This is a genomic window from Pseudanabaena sp. UWO311 (assembly GCF_006937785.1).
Taxonomy (GTDB): domain Bacteria; phylum Cyanobacteriota; class Cyanobacteriia; order Pseudanabaenales; family Pseudanabaenaceae; genus Pseudanabaena.
On record NZ_SJEE01000022.1, the window covers coordinates 53,628 to 79,173 of the forward strand.

17 protein-coding genes are annotated in these 25,546 nt (G+C 41.9%); 10 read left to right on the forward strand and 7 right to left on the reverse strand.

Annotation, left to right across the window (positions count from 1 at the left end; genetic code table 11):
* Positions 1-35 precede the first annotated feature (35 nt).
* The 3 genes from PseudUWO311_RS16365 to PseudUWO311_RS16375 all read left to right on the forward strand — a co-directional run bounded on the left by PseudUWO311_RS16365 (position 36) and on the right by PseudUWO311_RS16375 (position 3,536).
* Entirely contained in the window at positions 36-1,121 is a 1,086-nt protein-coding gene (locus PseudUWO311_RS16365; RefSeq protein WP_142656315.1) for a hypothetical protein, read from the forward strand.
* 64 nt (positions 1,122-1,185) lie between these two features.
* Positions 1,186-3,180, forward strand: coding sequence for a glycosyltransferase family 2 protein (locus PseudUWO311_RS16370; RefSeq protein WP_142656316.1), 1,995 nt, complete (start codon positions 1,186-1,188; stop codon positions 3,178-3,180).
* A gap of 38 nt (positions 3,181-3,218) precedes the next feature.
* On the forward strand, positions 3,219-3,536 hold the full coding sequence (locus PseudUWO311_RS16375; protein ID WP_142656317.1) for an STAS domain-containing protein: 318 nt from the start codon (positions 3,219-3,221) through the stop codon (positions 3,534-3,536).
* 201 nt (positions 3,537-3,737) lie between these two features.
* On the opposite strand, the gene PseudUWO311_RS16380 is transcribed toward PseudUWO311_RS16375, so the two are convergent.
* Positions 3,738-4,874, reverse strand: coding sequence for a SpoIIE family protein phosphatase (locus PseudUWO311_RS16380; protein ID WP_142656318.1), 1,137 nt, complete (start codon positions 4,872-4,874; stop codon positions 3,738-3,740).
* 181 nt (positions 4,875-5,055) lie between these two features.
* On the opposite strand from PseudUWO311_RS16380, the gene PseudUWO311_RS16385 reads away from it, so the two are divergent.
* A complete protein-coding gene (locus tag PseudUWO311_RS16385) occupies positions 5,056-5,478 on the forward strand; it encodes an ATP-binding protein (protein ID WP_142656332.1) in 423 nt (140 codons plus the stop codon).
* Here the strand turns inward: PseudUWO311_RS16385 and PseudUWO311_RS16390 are convergent.
* From PseudUWO311_RS16390 to PseudUWO311_RS16400, 3 genes are all read right to left on the reverse strand, one after another.
* Positions 5,460-8,009: a PAS domain-containing hybrid sensor histidine kinase/response regulator gene (locus PseudUWO311_RS16390; protein WP_142656319.1), complete on the reverse strand. Its 2,550-nt coding sequence runs from the start codon at positions 8,007-8,009 to the stop codon at positions 5,460-5,462. The two genes, PseudUWO311_RS16385 and PseudUWO311_RS16390, sit on opposite strands and share 19 nt — an antisense overlap.
* Positions 8,010-8,049: 40 nt before the next feature.
* Positions 8,050-8,409 (reverse strand): PAS domain S-box protein, encoded by a 360-nt coding sequence (locus PseudUWO311_RS16395; RefSeq protein WP_142656320.1) that lies wholly within the window; start codon positions 8,407-8,409, stop codon positions 8,050-8,052.
* 617 nt (positions 8,410-9,026) lie between these two features.
* A complete protein-coding gene (locus PseudUWO311_RS16400) occupies positions 9,027-12,671 on the reverse strand; it encodes a GAF domain-containing protein (RefSeq protein WP_142656321.1) in 3,645 nt (1,214 codons plus the stop codon).
* A gap of 397 nt (positions 12,672-13,068) precedes the next feature.
* Here PseudUWO311_RS16400 and PseudUWO311_RS16405 point away from each other — a divergent pair, with 397 nt between their 5' ends.
* Positions 13,069-13,581: a Dps family protein gene (locus PseudUWO311_RS16405; protein ID WP_142656322.1), complete on the forward strand. Its 513-nt coding sequence runs from the start codon at positions 13,069-13,071 to the stop codon at positions 13,579-13,581.
* Between the two features lie 80 nt (positions 13,582-13,661).
* Positions 13,662-14,840, forward strand: coding sequence for a glycosyltransferase (locus tag PseudUWO311_RS16410; RefSeq protein ID WP_142656323.1), 1,179 nt, complete (start codon positions 13,662-13,664; stop codon positions 14,838-14,840).
* On the opposite strand, the gene dnaE is transcribed toward PseudUWO311_RS16410, so the two are convergent.
* Positions 14,837-18,631 (reverse strand): DNA polymerase III subunit alpha, encoded by a 3,795-nt coding sequence (dnaE, locus tag PseudUWO311_RS16415; protein WP_142656324.1) that lies wholly within the window; start codon positions 18,629-18,631, stop codon positions 14,837-14,839. The genes PseudUWO311_RS16410 and dnaE overlap by 4 nt on opposite strands.
* A 177-nt stretch (positions 18,632-18,808) precedes the next feature.
* Here dnaE and PseudUWO311_RS16420 point away from each other — a divergent pair, with 177 nt between their 5' ends.
* Together PseudUWO311_RS16420 and PseudUWO311_RS16425 are read left to right on the forward strand one after the other, a co-directional pair.
* On the forward strand, positions 18,809-21,070 hold the full coding sequence (locus PseudUWO311_RS16420; RefSeq protein ID WP_142656325.1) for a transglycosylase domain-containing protein: 2,262 nt from the start codon (positions 18,809-18,811) through the stop codon (positions 21,068-21,070).
* A 202-nt stretch (positions 21,071-21,272) separates the two neighbouring features.
* Positions 21,273-21,548, forward strand: coding sequence for an HU family DNA-binding protein (locus tag PseudUWO311_RS16425; protein WP_094531843.1), 276 nt, complete (start codon positions 21,273-21,275; stop codon positions 21,546-21,548).
* A gap of 96 nt (positions 21,549-21,644) precedes the next feature.
* On the opposite strand, the gene PseudUWO311_RS16430 is transcribed toward PseudUWO311_RS16425, so the two are convergent.
* Positions 21,645-22,004: a CU044_2847 family protein gene (locus PseudUWO311_RS16430; RefSeq protein WP_142656326.1), complete on the reverse strand. Its 360-nt coding sequence runs from the start codon at positions 22,002-22,004 to the stop codon at positions 21,645-21,647.
* A 96-nt stretch (positions 22,005-22,100) separates the two neighbouring features.
* Between PseudUWO311_RS16430 and PseudUWO311_RS16435 the strand changes: the two genes are divergently transcribed.
* Both PseudUWO311_RS16435 and PseudUWO311_RS16440 read left to right on the forward strand, forming a co-directional pair.
* Positions 22,101-23,516, forward strand: coding sequence for a caspase family protein (locus PseudUWO311_RS16435; protein ID WP_142656327.1), 1,416 nt, complete (start codon positions 22,101-22,103; stop codon positions 23,514-23,516).
* A gap of 13 nt (positions 23,517-23,529) precedes the next feature.
* Entirely contained in the window at positions 23,530-25,005 is a 1,476-nt protein-coding gene (locus PseudUWO311_RS16440; RefSeq protein ID WP_142656328.1) for a formylglycine-generating enzyme family protein, read from the forward strand.
* Between the two features lie 341 nt (positions 25,006-25,346).
* On the opposite strand, the gene PseudUWO311_RS24445 is transcribed toward PseudUWO311_RS16440, so the two are convergent.
* On the reverse strand, positions 25,347-25,546 hold a 200-nt coding region (locus PseudUWO311_RS24445), incomplete at its 5' end, for a hypothetical protein (RefSeq protein WP_223807612.1).

Below are 25,546 nucleotides of genomic sequence, written 5' to 3' on the forward strand. Positions count from 1 at the left end.
CCTTCCATAAAAAAAATCAGTCGCAAAATCGATTGATGAAACTATCCTTTCTCTTTAGTCCGATTTTGAGCCTATTTCTATATGGAGTTAGTGATGCTGAGTCTAGACCTCATATTAACTCCTCTCCCAAGGAAGCAATCGAAGCTTTACCAACAGCTAAAGCTGCCATCAAGCCTCCTATTTTACTTGGTCTTTATCCCAGTGGTTATGTAGGAGAACAAAGCGTGATTAATCGTGAACTTCGTGAATTAGAGGAATGGGCAGGTAAAAAACATGCGATCGTGGGTATCTTTATGGACATTCAAGACGAAAATCCTGACTACAACATTGGTCATCGATTGGAACTCCTTCGAGAGAATGGCTATACTGCATTCATCAATCTCAAATCTACTTATAATGCTGCGGCGATCGCCAGAGGAGATTTAGATCAAGACATACGCAGAGTAGCAAATGCTGTTGCTGATTGGACAAAAAAAGGTGATGAACGGATGATGTTCATTGCTCCATTGCAAGAAATGAATATCAGTGGTGAAGCTTATAGCCTCGATCCTGAAAATTTCAAACTTGCTTATAAAAGATTTCAGCAAATTTTTGCGGAATTCGACATCCCTCCAAAATCTGTACTTTGGGTGTTTTCTCCCAATGGTTTTAGCAGAGTTCGCAATCACGACTTCGAGAACTATTATCCGAGTGATGCCCAAGTTGATATCGTCGGTTTTAGTGGTTATAACTGGGGATATTGTGAGAGCCCACTTAATCAAAGAAAACTCTGGGACAAACCTGAACATGTCTATGAGCCTTTTATCAAGAGAATGCAAAAGCTTGCCCCAAATAAACCAATTTTTATTACCCAAATTGCTTCTAGTAGCTACTCAAGCCCTAAAAATTCCAATAACATAGCCAAAGACAATTGGTTATATGACACTTACAAATATTTTGCTGCTTCTCAATCTGTACAAGCCATCATCTATTTCAATATCCAAAAAGAGTGTGATTGGGCTTTAAACTCTCAAAGTCAAAACACGACTAGAAACTATAGGGAAAGTGTCGCTGATAAAACATATGGATACATCGAGCCTCAAAATATGTCCCAATTTTTTCAATCGCTAATCAAGTTCTAGATCCCTCCAATTTTTTACTTGTCAGATCTTTTTTAATTTTTTAATTACTAAATGCAGGTAGTTTATGACTTCACCCACTACGATTCTTGAGAACGCCCCAAGCTTTATCGGAAACATGCGATCGCGTCTAAAGGATCGCACTTTACTATTTCGCTATCTTGCTGAAATCAATATTATTTTAGGAGCTTGGTATATATCTTGGCGATTTAGCCATTCTATAAATTTCAATGCGCTCTGGATATCGATTCCTTTAATTCTGGCAGAGCTTTATAGTTTTATCGGCGGCACGATGTTCACTATTGGGCTATGGAGACCGCTCGAACGCGAAGTGCGATCACTTGACCAAATGCGTCCTGCGTTACCAGCAGATGATTTCCCTACTGTTGATATATTCATCACCTGCTACAACGAACCTGTCGAAATGGTTGAAGAAACGGCAAAAGCTGCCTTAGCTATGGACTATCCAGTGAGTAAGCTGCGAGTATACATCCTCGATGATGGCAGGTCAGACGATATGAGAAATATGGCGCAAATGCTGGCGATCGCCGATTTGCGATCGCCGAAAAATCAAGTAGAAGCCGAAAGGCTGGGCAGCGAACTTAATGACCTAGAGCAAAAACTCCAGAAATTACAAAGTCTCTTACCTGATACTCAATCCGCTGAATTGTTTCTTCAAAATCCCCCCGATTCTCATCCTGCGGTGAAGTTCTTGCAAACAATGCGAGATTCTCTAATGATTGTCAGCAGCGCGACTAAGAGTGAAGTCAGTGTCAGCGATCGCTTAGCCAGCGAACAAAAACATCTAGAAAAAGCGATCGCTCAAAAGCAAAGAGAACTAGGCGATCTTGCCCGTTGTCGTTACATTGGACGCATCAAAGCAAAGGGCAAGGCTCACCATGCTAAAGCAGGTAATATCAACCATGCCATCTTTTCTGGAGAAACTCATGGTGCATTTATTCTTACTCTTGATGCTGACCATATTCCTAAACCCCAATTTCTCAAGCGTATTCTCCCTTACTTCTTTAGTTATAATCAGTGGAATGGAAAATACGACAGTAATAGGATCGCCTTTGTACAAACGCCTCAAGATTTTTACAACTTGCCTGAAGGTGATCCCTATGGACATTCAGCACATTTGTTCTATGGCCCAATTCAGCAAGGTAAAGATGGCTTGAACTCAGCTTTTTATACAGGCACAAATGCAATTTTGCGCCGAGAAGCGTTACTAAGCGTCGGTTTACAATACTTCTCAGAATCTTTAGACAAAGATGCCGATCGCATTAACGAATTTAATTTAATTGGTGGGATGTCCAGCAGCAGCATTACCGAAGATATGAACACTGCCATGCGATTGCATAGTGCTGGCTGGAAATCTGTCTATCATAATGAGTTATTAGCTAAAGGGCTGGCTCCTGACGATCTAGTCTCGACCCTGAAGCAACGGCTGCGATGGGCACAAGGAACAATTCAGGTACTTCTGCAAGAAAATCCAATAACTAAGCCTGGGCTATCTTTTTGGCAGCGACTGCAATATTTCCAGACCATGTATAGCTACTTTTCTGGATTCTTCACCGTAATTTTTATCTGTTGTCCCATTATCTTTTTCTTTACAGATATTGCTCCTGTCAGTTCTTATGGCGCTGACTTTGCAATTCATTTCTTTCCTGCTTTCGTGATTAATCGCCTAACCTTCCTTGCGGCAACTTGGGGGATTCCTGCGGGAGAGCTATGGCGCTCTGAGCAATATGCGATCGCCCTGTTCCCTTTGTTTATTCAATCTGTTTGGAGTGTTTTTTCTAGAACCCCACTGAGTTTTCAAGTCACTCCAAAACAGCGTCAGTCAGGTAATTATCTTTACCTTGTTGTGCCACAATTAACAATTATTGCTCTCTCTGTTTTGGGAATGACATGGAGCTTAATTCGATTTATGATGGGTACATTGTCTGACCCTTGGGTTCACCTTCTCAATAGTGGTTGGGCAATATATAATGTTTGCTTACTCAGTGTCGTTGTCAAGGCAGCTGTGTGGCAACCGAAAGAAGAATCTCCAAAAGTATAAGCAGTTTTTACGCCACTTGATTTAGTGAGGATTAAGTAATGAATGAATCGATCAGTGTATTTCAGCCAGAAGGTATTATCGATAGTGTTGGTGGTAATCAAATTCGTCAAGATGTTGGCGATCGCCTTGAGGCTGGAGTTGAGACAATTTTGATTGACCTTACCAATATTTCTTTTATGGATAGTTCTGGTCTGGGGGCGATGGTGGTGACACTGCAACGAGTTAGATCAAAAGGAGCTAAGTTATATCTTTGCTCTCTCAACGATCAGATCAAAATCATTTTGGAATTAACCAAAATGGATAAGGTTTTTGATATTTTGCCAGACCGCGCCGCATTTGATGCATTGATCGCCTAAAAGTCGAAATAGCTGATTGACTGACAGATCGCTGTAGGGGCAGGTTTAGTAGATCCGTGATTGGCTTACAGCAAAGCTTTTAGCAAAACCTGCCCCTACGGTAAAATGCGGATTCCAACAGTTTTGTCAGCCAAGTCAAAATATAGTTGCTGCTGCAACTATATTTTGACTTGACTGTGCAAAGCGCTGCTCTATCTATTTCTATAGGAAATCTATTTTCAATAATGAAACATCATCATCAAACTTAGCAGTTGGTGTTTCGGTACGGATCTGTTGAAGAACTAAACTTGCGTTGACTTCTTCATCTACGGCAAATTTCTCTTTCAAGAGATCGAAAAATTTTGCCACACCCCAAATTTTGCCATTTTCTTGAGTAACCTCGAAAATACCATCACTAAAAATATAGAGCCTACTATCTGGAGGAACCGATATCTCCGCACTAGTGTATTCAACATCTGGGAAAAATCCTACAGGCATATCTAAACTCGGCAGTTCTTGAATTTGAGGATTTTCATGATCTCTGGCAATCAATAGCCCTTGGGGATGTCCAGCATTAGCATAGGTCAGCTTACGTTGCGATCGCTTAAATACTCCGTACCACATCGTAAAGTAACGCCCATTATGCTGTTTCATCTGAAAAGCATGATTTAGTTCAGTCATAATTTTACTTGGCTCGTAAAACATCTCTTTCCCGAAAGACTGGGATCGTAGAAGATTTAAAATCGATATGGATAGTAATGCTGACCCCACCCCATGACCTGAAGTATCGATTAGATAAATAGCAAGATGATCATCGTCTAGCCAATAAAAATCATAACAATCTCCACCTAATTGGCTAGAAGGAATAAACTCGGCTAAGATGTTAACCTCACCATTTAAAGTCGTTGGCAAAAGAGATTTAATATATTCACTTGCCTCTGCAAGCTCTGCTTCTAGTAATTGCTTTTGTACTTGTAGGTCTTGGTTAAGCTGATAAATTCGTAGACCAGCTCTTACACTAGCGATTAATTCAGTTTTATCGATCGGTTTAGACAAGAAATCATCAGCTCCATTATCTAAAGCCTGAACCTTATCTTCTACAGCTCCTTTAGAGGTTAGCAAAATAAAAATTGTTGACGATAAATTCTGATCTAGCTTTAGTTGGCGGCAGACTTCTAGCCCATCTACATCAGGCATCATCCAATCACAGATAACTAGGGCAGGGAGGTTTTTCTTTGCTAAAGATATTCCCTCGTTCCCATTTTTAGCCACAATTACCTTATAGCCTTGACCTTGCAGAGTGTTTTTTAAAATCATCTGCATAACAAGATCGTCATCAATTACTAGAATTTGCAACATTCTGTTTGCCTGAAGCACTATATTTAGATAGAGTTGTATGAATTAATTTAATTAGATTAATTTAATTAGAAAAAAATCATTTAAACTGAAAAAAAGTTCCTTGAAGAACCGTATCTCAGTTACCAACAAATTTACAATCAGGTTTATATCTTATCTCAAAACTTATCTTGGTAGAACTGCGGTGACTCAAACAATTTTTTTGCAAGTAACTACTAGTCTTAGCGATCTTGTTCACGTTTTGAATTGGTTTGAGCAACTTCCACATACATCTGTACCAAATGCTGATTGGTTACGGTGTAAAACAGCTCTAGCTGAAGTATTTACCAACTCTGTGCGTCATGCCCATAGAGACATGTCATCGGAAACCCCCATTAGTTTAGAAGCTAGTCTTACTGATAGTTACATTGAGATCAAAGTATTTGATTTTGGGACAGGTTTCGATCTTTCAGAAAAACTATCAAAAATAGATGAAGTGGACGTTATGGCTCTAGGTGGCCGTGGGCTGGACTTGATCAGTCAAATGGTGGATGTTTTTACCTACGATAAAATCTCAGATGGACGAAGCTGTATGAAAATAGTCAGGTACTATGTCCCAATCTCTTGAGCTAAATTTTTTATTTGTTCAATATCTTTAGAGATTTTTTCAAGCAAAATAGTGGTGTTTTCTAACAGTTTTTTGTTTTTGCCACTTTCTTCTAATATGCTTGCTAATCTGGTAACTCCAGTAATTCCGATCGCAGAACTTGAGCCTTTAATAAAATGCGCTTCACGCTCAATATCTACATATTCTTTTGTAGATATCGCGATCGCCAAGGCTTCTAGATGTTCAGGCATTGATGTTGAGTACGCTTGCAATAACTCTTGCTTAAATTCATCATTACCGCTACACATTTCGTCGAGATATTGCCAATCAATCTCTACATCAGAATCATTGAGGATGTCATCAACTTCAGAGGCATCACTACTTGGTAATAAGATCTCAATATTTGGAACAAGATTTATATCATCTTCCTCGGCAAGAATCTGGTTCCAGTAATCTAACTTCTTAGCCAAATCTTCTTTCCGCACAGGTTTACTTAAAAAGTCGTCCATGCCTGAATCTAGACAGCGATCGCGATCTTCTCGCATTGCATTAGCGGTAAGAGCGATAATAATTACTTTTGGAAATTTGTAATTTGGGGATGCTTCGCGATCGCGAATTTGCCGACTAGCATTGAAGCCATCAAGGATTGGCATTTGACAATCCATCAAAATAATATCGTAAGGAACTGTTGCAAGTAGATCCAAAGCTTCTTGCCCATTACCAACAACATCTACCTTAAAGCCCAAATTGTGCAATTGATTGATGGCAACTTTTTGATTGATCGGACTATCTTCAGCTAGTAATATTCGGAGTTTTGAGGCAGGACGAACTTCCTTTGCCTTGAGATTCTTTCTGGAAGTTTTTGGTCCTTCTGGAGTCCCTGCGATCGTATCAACCAGACTGTTTAACAAACGGGCTTTGCGGACTGGTTTGCAGAGATAGTCAGCAAAGCCAATCTCCAACATACGGCTAGCAGCACCACTTTGGTCTAGAGAAGTAAGCATGGTTAAATGCATATCCTTCAAGATTTTGGAGCTTTTAATTTGGATTCCCAACTGCTCGCCGTCTAATTCAGGCATTTGCATATCAAGTAGTGCAACTTGATATGGCTGCCCCATCTCTATGGCTCGAAGTAGACAAGGAATAACATCAGTAGATTGGATAAGTACATCGACCACCATCCCCCAAGATTTCAGTTGATGGTAAAGAATATTACAGTTTGTGATGCTGTCATCAACCACCAAAACCTTTAGTCCTTGAAGATTTTCTATCCCAAAACTACACTGTTCACTGGATTTATTGATTTGCTTTTGCAAAGGCACTGTAAACCAGAAAGTTGAACCTTTATGTTCTTCGCTTTCTAAATGAATTTCTCCACCCATTAACTCTACCAATTGCTTGCAGATAGCTAGACCCAGCCCTGTACCACCATATTGTCTAGTAGTTGAGGCATCAACTTGGATAAAAGGCTGAAACAGCTTAGACTGTGAAGACAATGGAATCCCAATTCCCGTATCGATTACAGCAAATCTTAAAACAACAGAATTTGCTAATTCAGATTCTAGGTTTACTTCAATGATTACCTCTCCTTGGCTGGTAAATTTAATAGCATTATTAGTCAAATTCAATAAAATTTGTCGTAAGCGGCTGATATCTCCTTGTAGATATTTTGGCGTATCTGGATGAATAAATGTGGCTATTTCCAGCCCTTTACTGTGAGCAGGCTTGGCTAATATATCAGCGATTTCCTCTATACTTGACTCTATATCAAAGTCAAGTACTTCCAACTGCATCTCACGAGCTTCCAATTTAGAGAAATCGAGGATTTCATTTATAAGGTTTAATAGATGCTCTCCACTGTTGTGAATTGTGTCAGCAAAATCTCGTTGTTGTGCATCCAAATTAGTTTCAAGCAATAAGCCTGTCATTCCGATAACAGCATTCATCGGTGTCCGAATTTCATGGCTCATTGTTGCCAAGAAAGAACTTTTTGCCATATTAGAGTCCTCAGCTGCTTGCTTAGCTAGCTGAAGTTCGTAATTTTGTTGATTTAGCCGCTCATTCAATTCGACTAGTTCTTGAGTCCTAAGATTAACCCTCTTCTCTAATTCAGTTTTAGAATGCTGAAGTAATATCTGGGTTCTTTGTTGTTCTGTAATATCATTAATTGCAATAACTACGCTAATCTGTTTTGGCTCGCTAACCGCTATTTCCACGTATGTAGAAGTAACTTCAAGGATCGAGCCTTTTTCACCAAGATTGCACTCGTAACGTTCACTAATTTTTTCTTTCTTCTCCATGGCTAGTGCCACAGGATACTTTTCGGCTGGCACAAGAACGCCGTCATAATGCAAAGGCAAAAGTGGCGGCAATTCTTTGCCCAAGATCATAATATGCAACTTCCCTACTAAGCGATCAAAAGATTTATTACACCATTGGATACGTCCTTCTGCGTTAGTCCACACAATTGCACTATCTACCGCCCCCAAAGCGATTTCCATTTTCCCTAGGGTCGATCTCAGTTCCTGTAGATGAGAAGGAGTAGATTCCATGAATATAATCTTAGGATTGTTGACTAAGTTGACTAAAAAGTTAAGATTCGAGTGAACGAAGCGTTGCCCCAAAGCTCCACTGTTCGTCTTGTTTTTCGGCAAGAATATAGTGCTCAGATAGGATCTCGCGCTCGTCTTTGGTAATAACTTTAAGCTCTAGTGGATGATTGAGAATTGTCGCAACGCCAGAGGCAGTGAAGCGAGAAAATCCCATATGATGAGATTCTCGAAAATAACTTGGTAAAATCACCGAGATCAGTTGTCCAACAATTTCCTGCTTTTCCCATCCAGTAAATATTTCAAAATGCTCATTGACATCAACAATAATTCCTTGAAAGTCAGCAATAACACCAGGGAGATCGCCAGTTAAAATCTCTGCTAGTGTCTGGGGACGGTTCATAGAGAAATCCTCAAAAATAATATGGTGTTACTTATGTTTTTACTAAAAACATATCTAGTCGATTATTATACCTTTTGTCTGGGTTGCTGAGTAAATCGATACAATAAAAACTAATTTCTCAACTATTTTAAGCACTAAACATAGGGAGATTGCCTCAAAGTATAGGTTTTCTTAAGTTTGGATTGTTGCTCTAAGTAAAATACAAAATGGCATAAATATTTAATATCAGGCACTAAGTATTTATGACATTTTGTATTTTTAAAATCCTTGTTGGCAAATTATAAAAGATGGAGATAAGTAATTAGACTCCACTAATATATCTCTTAAAAGATTTGGCACTTGATCGGCTTACGCTAGAGCTTTTAGTTCTGTTTTTGTATTTAATCGTACCTAGCTACCATACTTTTATAAATTGTTATAATTACCCTTGCATATCTAGATAATCTAAGCTTAGTGTCAACAGAACTAACCAACAACAAAATTACTCAACAAAACAAAAAACATATCACTTACTATACAAGTGATATGTTTTTTTGCTTTCTATAGAAATGGAACAATTGCAGCTCAGCGCAGCCGAAATTATCACATAAGTAAGTGTTAATAAGATGCTTAGGAGTCTAAGTATGGGTTTCTATTTCACTAATACCTAAAGTCATTCTATCAAAAAGTAAGGTTGCATTTTCAGGTAGTACTTTTTGCTTACTACTCTCCTCTAATATTGAGGCAAGGTTGGCTATGCCATTAATGCCGATCGCAGCACTTGAACCTTTAATAAAATGGGCTTCTCTCTCAATCTCAATATATTGATTTTGAGCGATCGCAATTTTCAGTGCGTCCATATGTTCGGGAAGGGAGCTTAAATATGCTAGCAAAAGTTGCTGTTTAAACTCGACATCTCCGTTTGACATTTCTTCTAGATATGCCCAATCTACTTCTAACTCTTCTTCATCAATACTATTGGATTGCGCCACTTCACTGTCGGGTGAAGGCGCGATCGCGTTAAAATTACTCTTAACGATTTTGGTTCCCTCTAGATTACTCCTTTGATATATGATCTTGCTCCATCGGGCGATGATATCAGCGAGATTCTCTTTGCGAACTGGCTTGCTGAGGTAGTCGTCCATTCCTGCTGCTATGCAGCGTTCTCGATCTTCCTGCAATGCATTAGCGGTAAGGGCAATGATAATAACTTTATTGGAGTCTAAGCAGTGATTTTCTGTCTCTAATGCCCGAATTTGTCTACTAGTACTAAAACCATCCAAGATTGGCATTTGACAGTCCATCAAAATAAGATCGTAATGAATTTGAGAATATAGATCTAACGCTTCCTGACCATTTGCAGCGACATCGGCTTGATATCCTAAACTTTGAAGTTGATTGATCGCAACTTTCTGATTAACTAAACTATCTTCTGCAAGTAAGATCTTAAGGTTAGAAGGTTGAATGGCTGGAAGTATACATACAGGATAAATCGGTGATTCGATAGCTAATTTTTGGGAGATCCCAGAGATGGTCTCAATTAAACAATTTAAGAGGCGCATTTTGCGGACTGGTTTGCGAAGATACTCAGCAAAGCCAATCTCCATCATGCGGGTGGCATCTCCATTTTGATCAAGAGATGTCAGCATAACCAAGTGAGTATCTTTCAATTTTTCAGAGCATTTAATCTGCATCCCCAATTGCTTGCCATCAAATTCAGGCATTTGCATATCAAGGATCGCAATCTTATAAGGATCATCTTCAGCGATCGCCCTCTCTAAATAAGATAAAGTCAAACTAGATTGCTGGATCGTATCAACACGCATTCCAAAACTACAAAGTTGATGGTAAAGAATATTGCAATTAGCAATACTGTCATCAACTACAAGTGCTCTTACATTTTCTAGGACTTCAGCACCTGTATTATTACGGAAACAATTAAGCTGTTTTTGTAAGGGAGTTGTGAACAAAAAAGTCGAACCCTTATTCTCCTCGCTTTCTACATGGATTGCCCCCCCCATCAGTTCTACAATTTGTTTGCAAATCGCCAGACCTAATCCTGTTCCGCCATATTGACGAGTTGTAGAAGCATCAACTTGAGTAAAAGGCTGGAATAGTTTCGCTTGTGCTGCTAGGGGAATACCGATACCAGTATCAATAATTGCAAATTTCAAAACTACATCACTGTCAGTTTCGGAATAAATCGTAACTTCAATAGTGACTTCTCCTTTAGATGTAAACTTGATAGAGTTGTTAGTTAAGTTTAGTAAGACTTGACGTAACCGACTAACATCACCGCGCAAACATTTTGGCACGTCAGGGTGAATAAATGATGCTAACTCTATGCCTTTGAAATGCGCCGATGGAGCAAGTATTTCCGTAATTTCTTCAATACTAATATCTAAATCAAAGTCAAGATTCTCTAATTGCATTTCACCTGCTTCTAATTTAGAGAAATCAAGAATTTCGTTAATGAGATTTAACAAGTGATCTCCACTAGACCGAATGGTGTCGGCAAAGTCTCTCTGCCTTGCATCAAGATTAGTATCTAGTAGTATTCCTGTCATACCAATGACAGCATTCATAGGAGTCCGAATCTCATGACTCATGGTTGCTAAAAAAGAACTTTTGGCTATGGTTGCTTTTTCGGCTTCTTTACGAGCAATTTCCAAATCAACATTTTGTTGTTGTAAAAGCTTAAGTTGTTCTTTCTCTTTGGTAAGTAATCGTGATTGGGCGATCGCAATCCCAATTTGATCGGCAAGCTGACTCAGAAGACTAATCTCAAAAGATTCCCAATGCCTTGGCGCAGAACATTGATGGGCAATCAGTAATCCCCATAAATGGGCATTTTCTATAATAGGAACAACTAGATTTGCTTGCACTTGAAAACTGATCAAAAGCTCTTTGTGGCATTCACTGAGATTAGATTCAGCAACGTTATCGATCGCTAACTTTCGACCTTCTTGATATGTCTTCCAATATCCTGATTGAAAGCAAGTATCATGAATATTAGTATGCAAAGAAGATCTCCATTTAGGATTGATCGATTCTACTTCTACTGTCCCAAACCAATTGTCATGAAATCGGTAAATGATAACTCGATCAGCTCTAATAAATTTACGAATTTCGCTTACAGCTGTATTCAGGATTTCCTGAAGATTTAGGGACTGACGAATACGTAGAGCAATATCGGAAAGCAACAGCGATCGCCAATTCTGTTTGTGCAAATCTCTTTCGATTTTGCGCTTTTCCATAAATTGACCGATCTGTCTACTGATCGCTGTCACCACGTTGAGTAGTTCTAGATTAGAATCCTGATATTCGCGACTAAACAACGTAATTACAGCTAGAACTGAATCATTCTCGCCACATATAGGAAAACTTAACGCATAGTTTATACCAATTTTTTTTACAACTTCTGATTTGTAAAAATCAGGATATTGGTCAATCTCCACACACTTAGCCGTTCCTTCCGCCCATACCGAGCCAATCAAGCCAGAGCCATATTCAACTGACATCAGTTGATGGGTCTGAATTAGCTCTGTTGATACAATTTCTGGTTTGGAATAACTTGTCATCAGACTTAAAGCACGAGGATAGTTACTGGTAAGCCATAGTTCAGCAATATCCCAAGACAGCAGTCCGCATAGCGTCCGTAAAATTCGCATTGCCGCACTACTAAAGCTAGATGACTCTGCAAGGACTCCAGCGATTTGATTTTGGGCAGTCACCAATTTTTCGGTCTGCTGGCGACGAATAAGCTCTGACATAAGCAGCTTTGATGCTTCGTTGTTACGCCTTAGCTCTAACTGGCTAATAACTAGACGACCGAGGGCTTCAAGTTGTTTAATTTGTTGAGGTGTCAAGTCGCGTGGCTGGCGATCTATGACACACAAGGTTCCTAAGTTGAAATTATCCGAAGTCTTTAAAGGTACGCCAGCATAAAAACGGATATTTGGCTCATTAACTACTAATGGGTTGTCAGCAAAGCGAGGATCTTGAATTGCGTCTGGAACATTTAAGAATTCATCATTGGCTACTGCGTGACCACAAAAGGATATATCGCGAGGGGTCTCTAATGCGTCAATGCCAACACTCGACTTAAACCACTGGCGATCTCGATCAATCAAAGATATCAAAGCGATCGGTGTGCCGCAAATATTGGCGGCTAGTTGAGTTAAGTCGTCATATTCTTGTTCTGGCAAAGTGTCGAGAATGTTGTAGCGCTCAAGAGCAGCTTGGCGATCGCTCTCGTTCAGTGGTATTTGAGGTTTTTGCATGAAATTAAACCGAATTAGCCCAATGAATAAAACGCCATATGCATTACGACAAGATCTCAAGTTTAGCAGAAAAAAAGGTAATGCTAAATAGGTAAGATGGGCGGCGCGAAGCGCCGCCCATCTTACCTATTTATAGCTGTCGCCATTCTTGTTAGGCCATAAAACCCAAATAGTGAGAGGCGGCGCGAAGCGCCGCCTCTCACTATTTGGGTTTTGATTTGTCTTGATAAAAGTGGCTAAGGCTATAACACTACAGAAAAAGAGGAGTAAGCTTCAGAAGTTATATTGCTATTTCCAGAAAAGCTCTTTCATGGCTTCACAAACTCCTGATGGGTGTATTTATGTGGTTATTAGAATGGTTATAATACTTTCAGTAATAATCTGGATAACAACAAAAATGGGCAAAAACAAGGAAAAATCTAGCGACAGAGAGCTGTCTAACTCGATTAATATTGGTATTTCTGAAGAGGATCGGATTGCGATCGCAGAAGGATTATCGCGCTTACTTGCCGACACCTATACTCTCTACCTCAAGACGCACAACTTCCATTGGAATGTAACGGGACCAATGTTCAATACATTGCATCTCATGTTTGAAGCACAGTACACTGAGCTTGCCTTAGCAGTTGATCTGATTGCAGAAAGAATTCGCTCACTTGGTATTCCTGCTCCTGGAACCTATTCTGCCTATGCCAAACTCACTTCGATTCCTGAGACTGAAGGAGTGCCAAAAGCCACAGAAATGATCAAGTTGCTTGTCGAAGGGCAAGAATCGGTCACAAGAACTGCCCGTTCTATTTTTCCGATCGCTGAAAAAGCCAACGATGAACCCACTGCTGATCTTTTAACTCAACGACTCCAAGTTCATGAAAAAACTGCATGGATGTTGCGAAGCTTGCTAGAAGAATAATCATAAAAACAAGCTGCGCAATGCGCGGCTTGTTTTTGCGATAGGATTAAGTTTCAAGAACGTAAACATTTCCATCGAAGTTGAATAATCCGCTTTTTTTAATCGTTTTCCCGATCTTTTTTTTTCTGTTACAAGTCCCAGCTACACTTGTACTGTTAAAACGTCTTAGCACTGCTCGCGATCGCACTGCACCATTGTTACCTCTCGATCTTTCAGCCGAATCCTCAGCTAAGCAAGATCCTCAAGTTTCGATTGTTATCCCCACACTCAATGAAATTGATCGCTTGCCGACTTGTTTAGAGGGTTTACGCGATCAAGCAGCCAAAGAAATTATTGTCGTGGATAGCCGATCTCAAGATGGCACTCCCGAATATGTGCAGAAATTACAAAAGGATTTCCCGATTCCCTTAAAGCTGATTACTGACGATCCATTACCTGAAGGTTGGGTTGGCAGACCTTGGGCTTTGCATACAGGATTTTTAAATAGTGACCCAACTAGTGAGTGGGTACTTGGAATTGATGCCGATACATTACCGCAAAAGGGTTTAGTCGCCAGTTTTGTGAATCAAGCCTCAATTGATAATTTTGATATTGTGTCACTGTCACCAAAATTTATCCTCAAGACCGCAGGCGAGCAATGGCTTCAACCAGCGCTATTGATCACGCTCATTTTTCGTTTTGGAGCAACAGGCGATCGCACTCAATTTACTGAAGATCGGGTGATGGCAAATGGTCAATGTTTCCTATCTAAACGCGCAAAACTGGTCGAGCTAAATGGTTATGAACTTGCCAAGTCATCATTTTGCGATGATGTCACTCTTGCTAGAGCTGCTGCGCAACGTGGCGCAAAGGTGGGCTTTCTCGATGGTGCAGCATTGATGCAGGTGCGAATGTATACGTCTATGGCGGAAACATGGCGCGAATGGGGGCGATCGCTTGATCTTAAGGATGCCTCAACCCCAAGCCAAACCTTTGCGGATTGTCTTCTACTCACTGCCGTTCAGGGATTGCCAATATTAATGCTAATCTCCCTATCAATTTGGCAACCAGCATCATCGATATTGATGAATATCTTGTTTTGGCTCAATGCCTTTCTGGTGTTTATCCGATGCTTACTTGTGTTTGGTATTCGCACTAGCTATACCGAGGTTGGCTTTTGGTTTTGGCTATCTCCCCTTGCCGATCCTGTTGCAGTAATTCGGATCTGGATTTCGGCACTTACCAAACCCAAAAGTTGGCGCGGTCGGACTTATACCTAAAAACTTTTGGCGATCGCAAGATCCAACCCACGATCAAAAATCTCATCGATCGCAAGCATCTCACCATCAGTAGTCATAAACTTATGATCCTTAGTGGCTCTAAGGCGATCGCCATTTTCTAGCTCATATTCAAAGACTTCTTGATTTCCGCGATCGTGCCACTGTGCGATCGGTTGAGTATAGACAAATCCATTCTCATCAACACTATAAACATTACATTCGATGTGATGTTCTACGATTTTACCGATAGGCATCAAACCATATTCGACAGTTCGCACCAGCGTATCGTAACTAAGACAATATTCCGCAAAAATCACCATCTGATCGAAGAGGTCATTGGAAATCTCTGATCTAATGCCATTTTTAGCACAACCATCAAGAAAAATAGAGCGCTGTTTTTCCATTTCTTCAGGCTTCTTTTTACCCATCGCCCGACGCAACAAATCCGCAGCTCCAAGGGAATATCCAGCCAAATCCTGAGCCATTTTCATGATCTGTTCTTGGTAGCAATTATGTGTAACAATTCCATTTGCTAAGAAATAGGGGGAATTTTGGTCTGCCATTTCAATGTCATAACATTCTTCCGTTCCCCAGTCTTCAACAGATACTACAAATACTGGACGAGCATCTTGTAGATACGTCTCTGTATAAATTTTTTGATATGCTTCAGCCCAGCCTATTATCTGTGTTGCATATTGCGATCTCACTGGTTTAACCATTACTCCTGATTGCAGAGAACGTTTTGCCGTTTTACGACTTTCTCGATCTGTCGTAGAGATCGCCTCTTCTAACTCTTCCTGCATTCTTAAGGATGGAATAGGAACGAAGTTATTCTTTTTCTCTCCCGTTAGTTTATTTGGTAATCTGGGCTCACCAATTAGCTCATAGAAACGGGCAATATCTGTAATCATCACATGGGTTGAATGCAGAGAGTAAGAAATTTTAAGACTACTCAGTAATTGCCCTACTTGCTTAATAAGTTGATTGGAAATACTACGGAAATAAGGGTTTTGAGTATAGGAGCCATCGCTATCCCATAGACCCCGCAAAACATCAATGCGATCGCTTTCTTGATAATCAACTATATCTAAGGGTAAATGTTTATCTTTAGAATTAACTTTCCAACTTCTATCTCCATAAATTTTATCCATAAAAACAGTTAAAGTTGTTGGCTTTGGTTGTGTATTAAACTTCGCATAGGCATACCAACAACGGGTATGAAAATAATGCTTTGGCTCACCGCCCCAAGTTTCAACTATGAGATTCGCAATCCAAATAGCTGTTTCTTCACTAGAGCAAGCAATATTAGGTGAACTAGAAGTTAAGTGTCCATCACCAACAAACATACCTAACAAATAAGCTTCATTAGGATTTAGAGATCTATGATTTTCAGAAATCTGCCAAGTTTCATAAATAATTGAGCCGTTCACATGAGCATTCTTGATATTGCTCAGAGGTTTTAACTCATAGGCAAATTGGTCGCCCTGTGGCGTGAGAAAGCGATGTTCTGGCGTGCAGTAGATTTCTGTACCTGTTGATAGCGTGATTTTGACAATAGATTTAAGTCCGCTCTGCCATTGCTTTGCAACTTTTGCTGACCATACTTGCTTACCATCAGAAGAGAGAATTACATCACCTTTACGAATATTCTCAATCGGTGTACTTGAGCCATCAGGTTTCGCAATTAAAGTTCCTTTAGCTAAGCATAATACTCCATAGGTATTATTTAGAATTGGCTCTAAAGTATGATGCTGATACTCGATCGCTTCACGACCATGCTTACGATTAATGAACTTTGGAATTAGTCCTGCATCTAATGGGCCTGGACGATAGAGAGCAAGAATCGAAGAAATATCTTCAATATTGGAAGGCTTAAGATCTTTTACGATCTGTTTCATACCCGAAGATTCTAATTGGAAGACCCCTTCTAGATCGCCTTTTTCGAGCAGCTTATAGGTTTTTTGATTTGCCTCAGTAGACATGTCAGGCGCGATCGCATCAATATGGAAATTAGGATCTTGATTGTCACGAATTAGCTTGCTTGTATGTTCAATTGTTGTGAGATTTCGCAGTCCCAAAAAGTCCATCTTCAGCAAGCCAAGGGACTCCAAATCTTCCATTGTGTACTGTGTCACCACCTGACCTTCATTGCTGCGTTGTAATGGCACAACCTCATCCAATGGGAATGGCGAAATAACTACACCAGCAGCATGAACACCTGAACTTTTGTTCACGCCTTCGATTCGCATTGCCATGTCCAGCCATTCAAACACCTTCGCATCTTGCTTGTAGCGATCGCGAAATTCTGGTGCGGGGGATTCTTCGGAAATCATGACCTTAAGCTTGGCAGGTTTTCCACGAGATACAGGAATCATCTTCGCCATCTTATCGGATTCGCTGTAGGACACGTCTAGAACTCGCGCCACATCCTTAAGAACTGCCTTAGATGTTAAACGGTTGAAAGTAACAATTTGGGCGACCCGTTCCTGCCCATAGCGCTGGGTCACATAATCAATCAATTCCCCACGATGATCGATGCAGAAGTCAGTGTCAATATCAGGCATAGACTTCCGTTCAGGATTGAGAAATCTTTCAAATAGAAGTCCATGATGTATTGGATCAATATTCGTAATTCCCAGAGAATAAGCTACTAGTGAGCCCGCTGCACTACCACGCCCAGGGCCCACAGGAATCTGTTTGTCTCTGGCATATTTGATATAGTCCCATACGACTAGGAAGTAGGTCGCAAAACCCATCTGCATAATGATGCCTAGTTCAAAACGTAATCGCTCTTGATATTCGGCAGAAATTTCGGCATGGGTTTTGGCGTTAAATCTTTGCAGTAAGCCTTGCCATGTCACTTCTTCAAAATAGGTGTCCGCAGTATGCCCTTCTGGGATAGGATAATTAGCAGCACTGGGATCGCGCATCAAGTCGTAGGGTTTGACTTTAGAGGCTACTTTAAGAGTATTAGCAAGAGCTTCTTCGATCACGTCATCTTCTAAGTGATCGCGAAATAGCTGCTTCATCTCGTCATAGGATTTGAAATATTCCATACCGCTATAACGCAGTCGTTTCTCGTCGGAAATTAATTTTCCAGTTTGGATACAAAGCAGCGCATCATGGGCTTCCACATCCATACAAGATGTGAAGTGCGAATCATTAGTGGCGATTACTTGAATATCTAATTCTTTGGCAATCTTGCAAATTTCCACATTCACAACTCGATCTTCAGGATATCCATGATCTTGAATTTCTAGATAATAGTCATCGCCAAAATGTTCTTTATACCAAGCCGCTACTTCCCGCGCTAGTTTCGGATCGCGATTCATAATTGCTTGGGGCACTTCCCCCGCCAAGCAACCTGAGGTGAGCATTAAGCCTTCTTTGTATTGCAGTAAATAATCTTTATTAATGCAAGGACGTGCAAAGATCCCTTTGCCTTGGTAGCCCTGCAAATGAGAAATTGTGGTGAGCTTAACCAGATTTCGATAGCCCTGAGTATCTTTGGCAAGGACACATTGATGATATTTTCTCTTTTTGTCTTCTCGCTTATATTGGATCGTAATGTCGCCATTCAAGACGTACATTTCATTGCCGATGATTGGCTTGATCCCCTTAGATTTGCAGATCTTGATTAGCTCGATCGCACCATACATCACTCCGTGATCGGTCAAGGCGACTGCTGGCATCCCCAGTTCTACAGCTCGATTGACCATATCAGGGATTTGGCTTGCCCCATCGAGCAAACTATATTCGGTATGAACGTGCAGCCCAACAAATCCAGTCATAGCGATCTACAAAATCAAATCTAGATAGCTAGGTTAACATGATAAACCCAAAGTAGAGTGGTGGCACTTTGCGTCGCCACTCTACTTTGGGTTTATTTACTATGCATAGTAAGTGCATAATAAAATTTGCAGGCATAATCGGAAACTGTGCTTTCAAATTTTACGTCCTAGCTTTTTATGAAATCGCCCCAACCGCCCCAACCGCCATCGCAGCCCAAGCCACCTAAATCCAAGTTGATGACCCAAATTCATCAACTCACACAGGTAGTTAATGGTGTCTTAAAAATTAATCCAAAAGAGCGAGTCCCCAAGCTAGAAGTGCGCCGATCGCAAAAGGATAAGCCTGAAATTTATGACTTAGTGGGCGATCGCTATATCCTCGGACGCAGCACAGGCAAATGCGATATTGTCGTGCAAACGCCACTGGTTAGCCAAGTTCATGCGCAACTAGTTCGCGATCGCACCAAAAAGAAAGCACAATTTATCCTGCAAGATCAAGACTCAACTAATGGCATTTATCGACAAAAGCAGCGCCTCAAGTCAGTGCCGTTAAAGCACAAAATGAAGATTACGCTGGGACCACCCGAACTTGCTGAAGCTGCGTCGATTCGCTATATCGATCCGCCACCTTGGTATATTCGGACTGTGCAATATACAGGCATCGGGATTGGCGCGATCGCAGGGATGATCATTATAGCGATCGGCTATGAACTTGGTCGAGTTCCCGATCTGAAGCCTTTGCCAATAACCCAACAGGGACCCGTCGAAGTTTTAGCTGGGGATAACATCAAGCGCCTCGATCCTACTGATATTGCTAACCATACTGAATATGCTAGCTTCGCTGAATTTGGGCAATTTATTCCCAAGGCTGTAATTGCTTCCGAAGATACTTCGTTCTACTGGAATATTGGCGTTGATCCTGTGGGAGTTGTACGGGCAATCGTCACGAATGTTCGCAGTAGAGGTGAGCGCTTAGAAGGTGCTAGTACGATTACTCAACAATTAGCGAGAAATTTACTTGGCAAGACCTATGTTGGTACTGATGACTCCGCAGGGCGCAAATGGCGTGAAGCGGCGGCAGCAATTAAACTCACATTTACATACAATAAAGAAGAAATTCTCCGTCTCTATCTGAATCGAGCCTATACGGGTTATGGAGTTTACGGATTTAAAGATGCTGCCAAACTTTATTTTGGCAAAGAAGCTTCAGAATTGTCGCTTTCAGAAGCGGCAACCTTAGTTGGGCTATTACCTTCACCTGAAACGATTAATCCTTTTAAGAACAAAAACTTAGCGATCGAATATCGCGATCGCATTCTCAATCGCATGGCGGAATTGGGAATGATTACCGATAAAGATGCTGAACGCGCAAGGCGATCGGTATTAATTCTTAATGAGGCTGCCAAGACTAAACTGCAAGGCTCAGTTGCGCCCTATTACTACAGCTATGTGTTTGAGGAGTTGCAAGATATTCTCGGTGACAACTTTGCTAGAGAAGGAAATCTGATTGTTGAGACTAATCTTGATCTCGCCATGCAAAAGGCTTCAGATGAAGCGTTACGTGATGCTGTTGCTCGCGATGGTGGTAGTTACGGATTTAGTCAAGGGGCGATCGTGACGCTGAATAGTAGCGATGGCTCACTATTGACAATGACAGGCGGCGTTGATTATAAGGCAAGCCAGTTTAATCGTGCTTCCCAAGCCTTGCGCCAACCTGGTTCAACTTTTAAATTATTCAGCTACGCTGCCGCCGTTGATCGCGGAATTTCACCTAGCAGGACTTTTTCTTGTAGTGGGCTCTCTGGAATTGTTGGCTGTCACAATGGCGGTAGCGGTGCGATCGACATGTATCGAGGCTTTGCCCTATCGGAAAATGTTGTAGCAATCAGGGTAGCCGATAGCGCAGGTTTGGATAATGTTGTCAAAATGGCAAAGAACTTGGGGATTACCGCCAAACTAGACGAATCAAGCAATATGGTTTTAGGTGGCAATGAAGTCAAAATCCTAGAGATGGCTGGAGCCTATGCCACAGTCGTCAATGAGGGCAAATACATTAAGCCCCATGCCATCAGACGTATTCTCGATAGCGCTGACTGTCAAAACCCTAAAGATCACCAAACCTGTCGCGTTATTTTTGATGCAGGTACTTTCTTTAAGCCCCAGCAGAAAATTGATGCTGGGGTAGCTGGCACGATGGTGGATATGATGCGCGGAGTTGTCCAATTTGGGACGGGGCGATCGGCGGCTATTCCTCAAGGAACTGTTGTCGGCAAAACAGGAACTACTGATGAAGGACGAGATCTTTGGTTTATTGGTGCTGTGCCAAGACGAAACCTAGTCACAGCCGTTTGGCTCGGCAATGACGAAGGAGTAACAAATGGCTCAAGTGCAGTTGCAGCGCAGGTTTGGGGCGATTATATGCGACAAGCTGTACGCTAGTTCAGTAAAGAATATGTGAAGCATATTCTTTACTGGTTTAAAAACTTTTGCGAAAAATTTGTCAAAAGCGCTTGACGACTGCCATAGGTGCTGTAGTATTGATTCCGTCTTATGGATTGTATTGGTGCAAAGCGCCGCTTCAATCCTGAGAGCAAGCCTGAAAAATTACGTCTTAATCTCAAGCGACATAGGAGCTACATCTGTGAATAAAGGTGAATTAGTAGATGCGATCGCCGAAAAGGTATCCGTATCCAAGAAAAATATCGAAGTGATCGTTACTGCTGCCCTCGAATCAATTGTTGATGCCGTGGCTGAAGGCGATCGCGTTACTTTAGTTGGCTTTGGTTCATTTGAGCCACGCGATCGTCAAGAGCGCGAAGGTCGCAACCCTCGCACTGGCGAAAAAATGGTAATCGCTGCCACCCGCGTTCCTGCTTTTTCGGCAGGTAAGCAATTCAAAGAAAAAGTAGTTGAGTAATGCGGTTTCACGAAATTCAAAGCAAGTTTTTGCAACCTTGTTTTGAATTATCTTTTCGTTCTCAAACAAAAAGCCCTGCAACGCAGGGCTTTTTGTTTAGGCTTTAACTTCTATTGAGTTTGTTTTTGGTGGAAATTTGCATTCTACTTGAATCTCGAAATTACTTTCGGCGGAGCCTTCGGTCAACATGGGAATACCTGCTTTACCACCAATTTTGAGGCTGAACTTGAGGGTGAGTTTCTCGACATCGGCAGATCCTAAGTTCCGAAATGCGCCGATCGCATAGGTGGTATAGCCGCGAATGGTGTCATGGACTTTTTTGAGGTCAACGGTGGGTAAGTTGTCGCGATATCCTTCTTCTGAGTCGGGTTCGTTGTAGGGTTCTTTTGGGGCGATGTAAATTGAGAATTCTTCGCCGTTTTTGTCTTTGACAACTAGCTCTTGCACTTCTGACATCTTGACCACTCCATAGTTATAGGACTATTCTGCAAGGATAACCGATCGCTTGCATTTCACTTTTAAAGATTTCTAAACAATGATTTTTGCAAAATTATGGCTCGATCTGCGCTTGTGATTGGCATTGCTCGTTATAGCAATTTTCGTAATCTCGAAAAAACTGTTAATGATGCAGGGGCGATCGCCGAAATCTTGGAGCAACATGGGGCTTATGCAATCGAGCCATTGCCGCGCAAGCTCGTTGCAGGTGATGAGAATTGCTATGAGTTGGATCGAGATCCTAAGAAAGAGGTGAAGGGGAGCGATCTTACGGCTAAGCTGAAAACTTTTTTGTTAGAACAAGCCAAGGGAAAAGATGCGCTGATCTATTTTGCGGGGCATGGGTTTGTTGTGCCTGATGTGGTTGGAGATAAGATTGGTTATTTTGCGGCGACGGATGCGGGTAAAGATGGTCAGAATGCGCTGAGTTTTGATACTTTCACTAAGTTGGTGGCAAAGTCGGAGTTAAATAATTTGGTGGTGTTGCTGGATTGCTGTAATGCGGGGAATTTGATAGAAAGCAGCCACTATCAAGCAATGCAGAAGGTTTTTAATGACAAGAAGAATTATTACTTAATGGCGGCATGTCGTGGGTTTGAGCGATCGCGTGAGGGTGCGGAGCATGGCATTTTTACGGCGGCGGTGTTGGAGGTGCTGCGGGAAAGGGTTGCGGCTGGGGAGGCGGTGGATCTTGATAGTTTGTTTAGTGAGGTGTCGCAAAGGTTAAAGCAAAGCGGTCAGGAGGTGGTGCGATCGGCGATGGGTGGTGCGATTACTTTGATTGAGAAAGCGAGGGGGAATCTTGCGCCTGTGGTGTTTGAGGATATTTGTCCTTATGTGGGGTTAGAGGCTTTTACGAAGGAGACGGCTAGATTTTTTAAAGGGCGCGATCGCTTTGTGCGTTTGTTATTACAGAAAATAGCCGAATCGAGCTTTGTGCCTGTGATTGGCGCTTCGGGGAGTGGTAAGTCTTCGCTAGTGAGAGCAGGGCTGATTTCGGCGTTGGAGGCGCAGGGCTGGTTAATTTTGCCACCGATTAAGCCTGGGGATTTTTCTGATAATCCAGTGATGGGAATCAGTTCGGTATTGGCGCAGCTTTGTCAGAGGGCGGATACTAAACGCGAAATTAGCAAACAAATCGCATCGGGAAATTTAGAAGCGGCGATCGCTTGTTTGACTGAACCGAAAAAGATTTTGCTGGTGGTCGATCAGTTTGAAGAGGTATTTACGGTTTGTCCTGCGGAAAAGGAAGCAGAACGCCATCAATTTATCGACTTGTTGGTGGGAATTACACAGCATCCTGATTCGCGGTTGCGGGTGGTGACGACGATGCGGGCGGATTTCTTTGAGAATTGTCTCGGCTATCGTGGTTTAGGAGAGGTGATTCAACAGCATCAGGTGTTGTTGTTGCCGATGAATGAGGAGGAGTTGAAAGAGGCGATCGCGGCTCCTGCTGAGGCCTGGACAATATGAACTAGGCGAGGGCTTGTTACCTGCGATTTTGCGCGATGTGCGTGACGAGAAAAATGTGCTGCCATTGCTGGAGTTTGCGCTGACGCAGCTATGGGAACATCGAGAAAAGCGGCGGTTGACTTTTGCGGTCTATGACAAGTTGGGTGGGGTGATGGGAGCATTGAATAAACACGCTGATTCTATTTATGACTCGCTGCAACCGCAGGAGCAGGAATGGGCAAAGCGGATTTGTTTGATGTTGGTGCGGACTGGGCTAGGGGAAAGGGATACGCGCCAGAGACAAACTAAGAGAGAGCTTGCACAATTGGCGAATGATGGCGCTCTGCAAGATTTTCAAGTGGCGCTGGATCAGTTGGTGGCGGGGCGGCTGTTGGTAACTGGTAAGGATGTGGATGGTGAGGCTTGGGTGGATATGGCGCATGAGTCGCTGATGGAGAAATGGAATTACTTCGCGAAGTGGCGAGAGGAAAAACGTGATGTGTTACGGTTGGTAAATCGGATTAGGGATGCTTTTGATGAATGCGATCGGGCGATCGATAAAGATAAGTTTTTATTGCCTGAAGGGGTGGTTGCTCAAATCGAGGAAGTGGAAGCTGCGATAAATGATTACCTCACGCCTGAGCAGCAGGAATTTGTACAGCGCAATCGTTATAAATATAAGCCTTGGCTCAATTCTGCGAATTTGCCTGAAATGGTGGATATTCCTAGCGGTACGTTTTGGATGGGTTCGCCTGAAGGGATAGGAAATGACGATGAGAAGCCCTATCACCAAGTTACGGTAAAAGCTTTTCAGATGGGCAAGTATCCTGTCACTCAGGCGCAATGGCGGACAGTAGCGATGTCGCCCAAGGTCGAGATTGATTTGAGCCTAAATCCTGCTTATCATCGTGGTGATGATAAACCTGTGGAACAAATAACTTGGTACGAAGCGCAGGAGTTTTGTGCACGGCTATCACAACTAACAGGAGAGAACTATCGCTTGCCCAGTGAAGCGGAATGGGAATATGCCTGTCGTGCAGGAGCAAGTGAATATACAGAATATAGCTTTGGCAATGATGCTAGCCAGTTAGATGACTATGGCTGGTATGGCAATAATAGCGGTGATCGCGAGATCGATGCCGATCAGATCTGGAAAGATGTGAATCGAGATAATAATCGATATTGGGAAAGAATAAGGCAAAATAATTGTGGTACACATCCTGTCGGACTGAAACCAGCTAATGATTGGGGGCTTTACGATATGCATGGCAATGTTTGGGAATGGTGCGCTGATGATTGGCATGACAGTTACGAAGGAGCGCCAATTGATTCACAGATTTGGGTAAAAGATGTTAAGAATTGTGAAGATAGCGAAATACAAAAGGTGCTCCGTGGCGGTTCTTGGAACTTCGTTGCTTGGTACTGCCGCTCGGCTTATCGCAGCAGGGTCAACGCGCGTAGTCAGAGCAACTTCGTTGGTTTTCGGGTTATCTTCGGCTGCTCTTCGTGAGGACTTCGTTTATCCTTTGCCATCTTTCCCTCTTGCCCTTTGTATTCCCCCATTTCGCCTTTGGCGATCAAATTTTTTTTAATTCTAAAATTCGTTAATGAAATTGGGAATTTTGCAGCCAAAAATTATCGATGAAATGAAAAATGCGATCGCGCGGCGATAAATTATTGGCGATTGGCATAGAAGGGGCGATGCCCCCGTGCTCGCCCCTACGGGTGAAATGATAAAATTTATTCCAATCCCATTCCATTTACCATTTAAAACAAAAAACGGTAGGGGCGATGCCCCCGTGCTCGCCCCTCTGTCGCAGATCACTGACCATTTTTGTGTGCGGCGACAATTTACCAATGGGTTGATAAAATTGCGATCGCGCGGTCATAAATTAATGAAATGAAAAATGCGATCGCGCGGTCATACAGCAAATACCGATCAAACCCGCCACAAAAGAAGCTAACTAAAAGGGTCGAAGCAGAGACCACAATGATGAAACCAATTAAGAGCATCTTCATCAGTAATAGAATTAATAGCCATAGTAATTGCG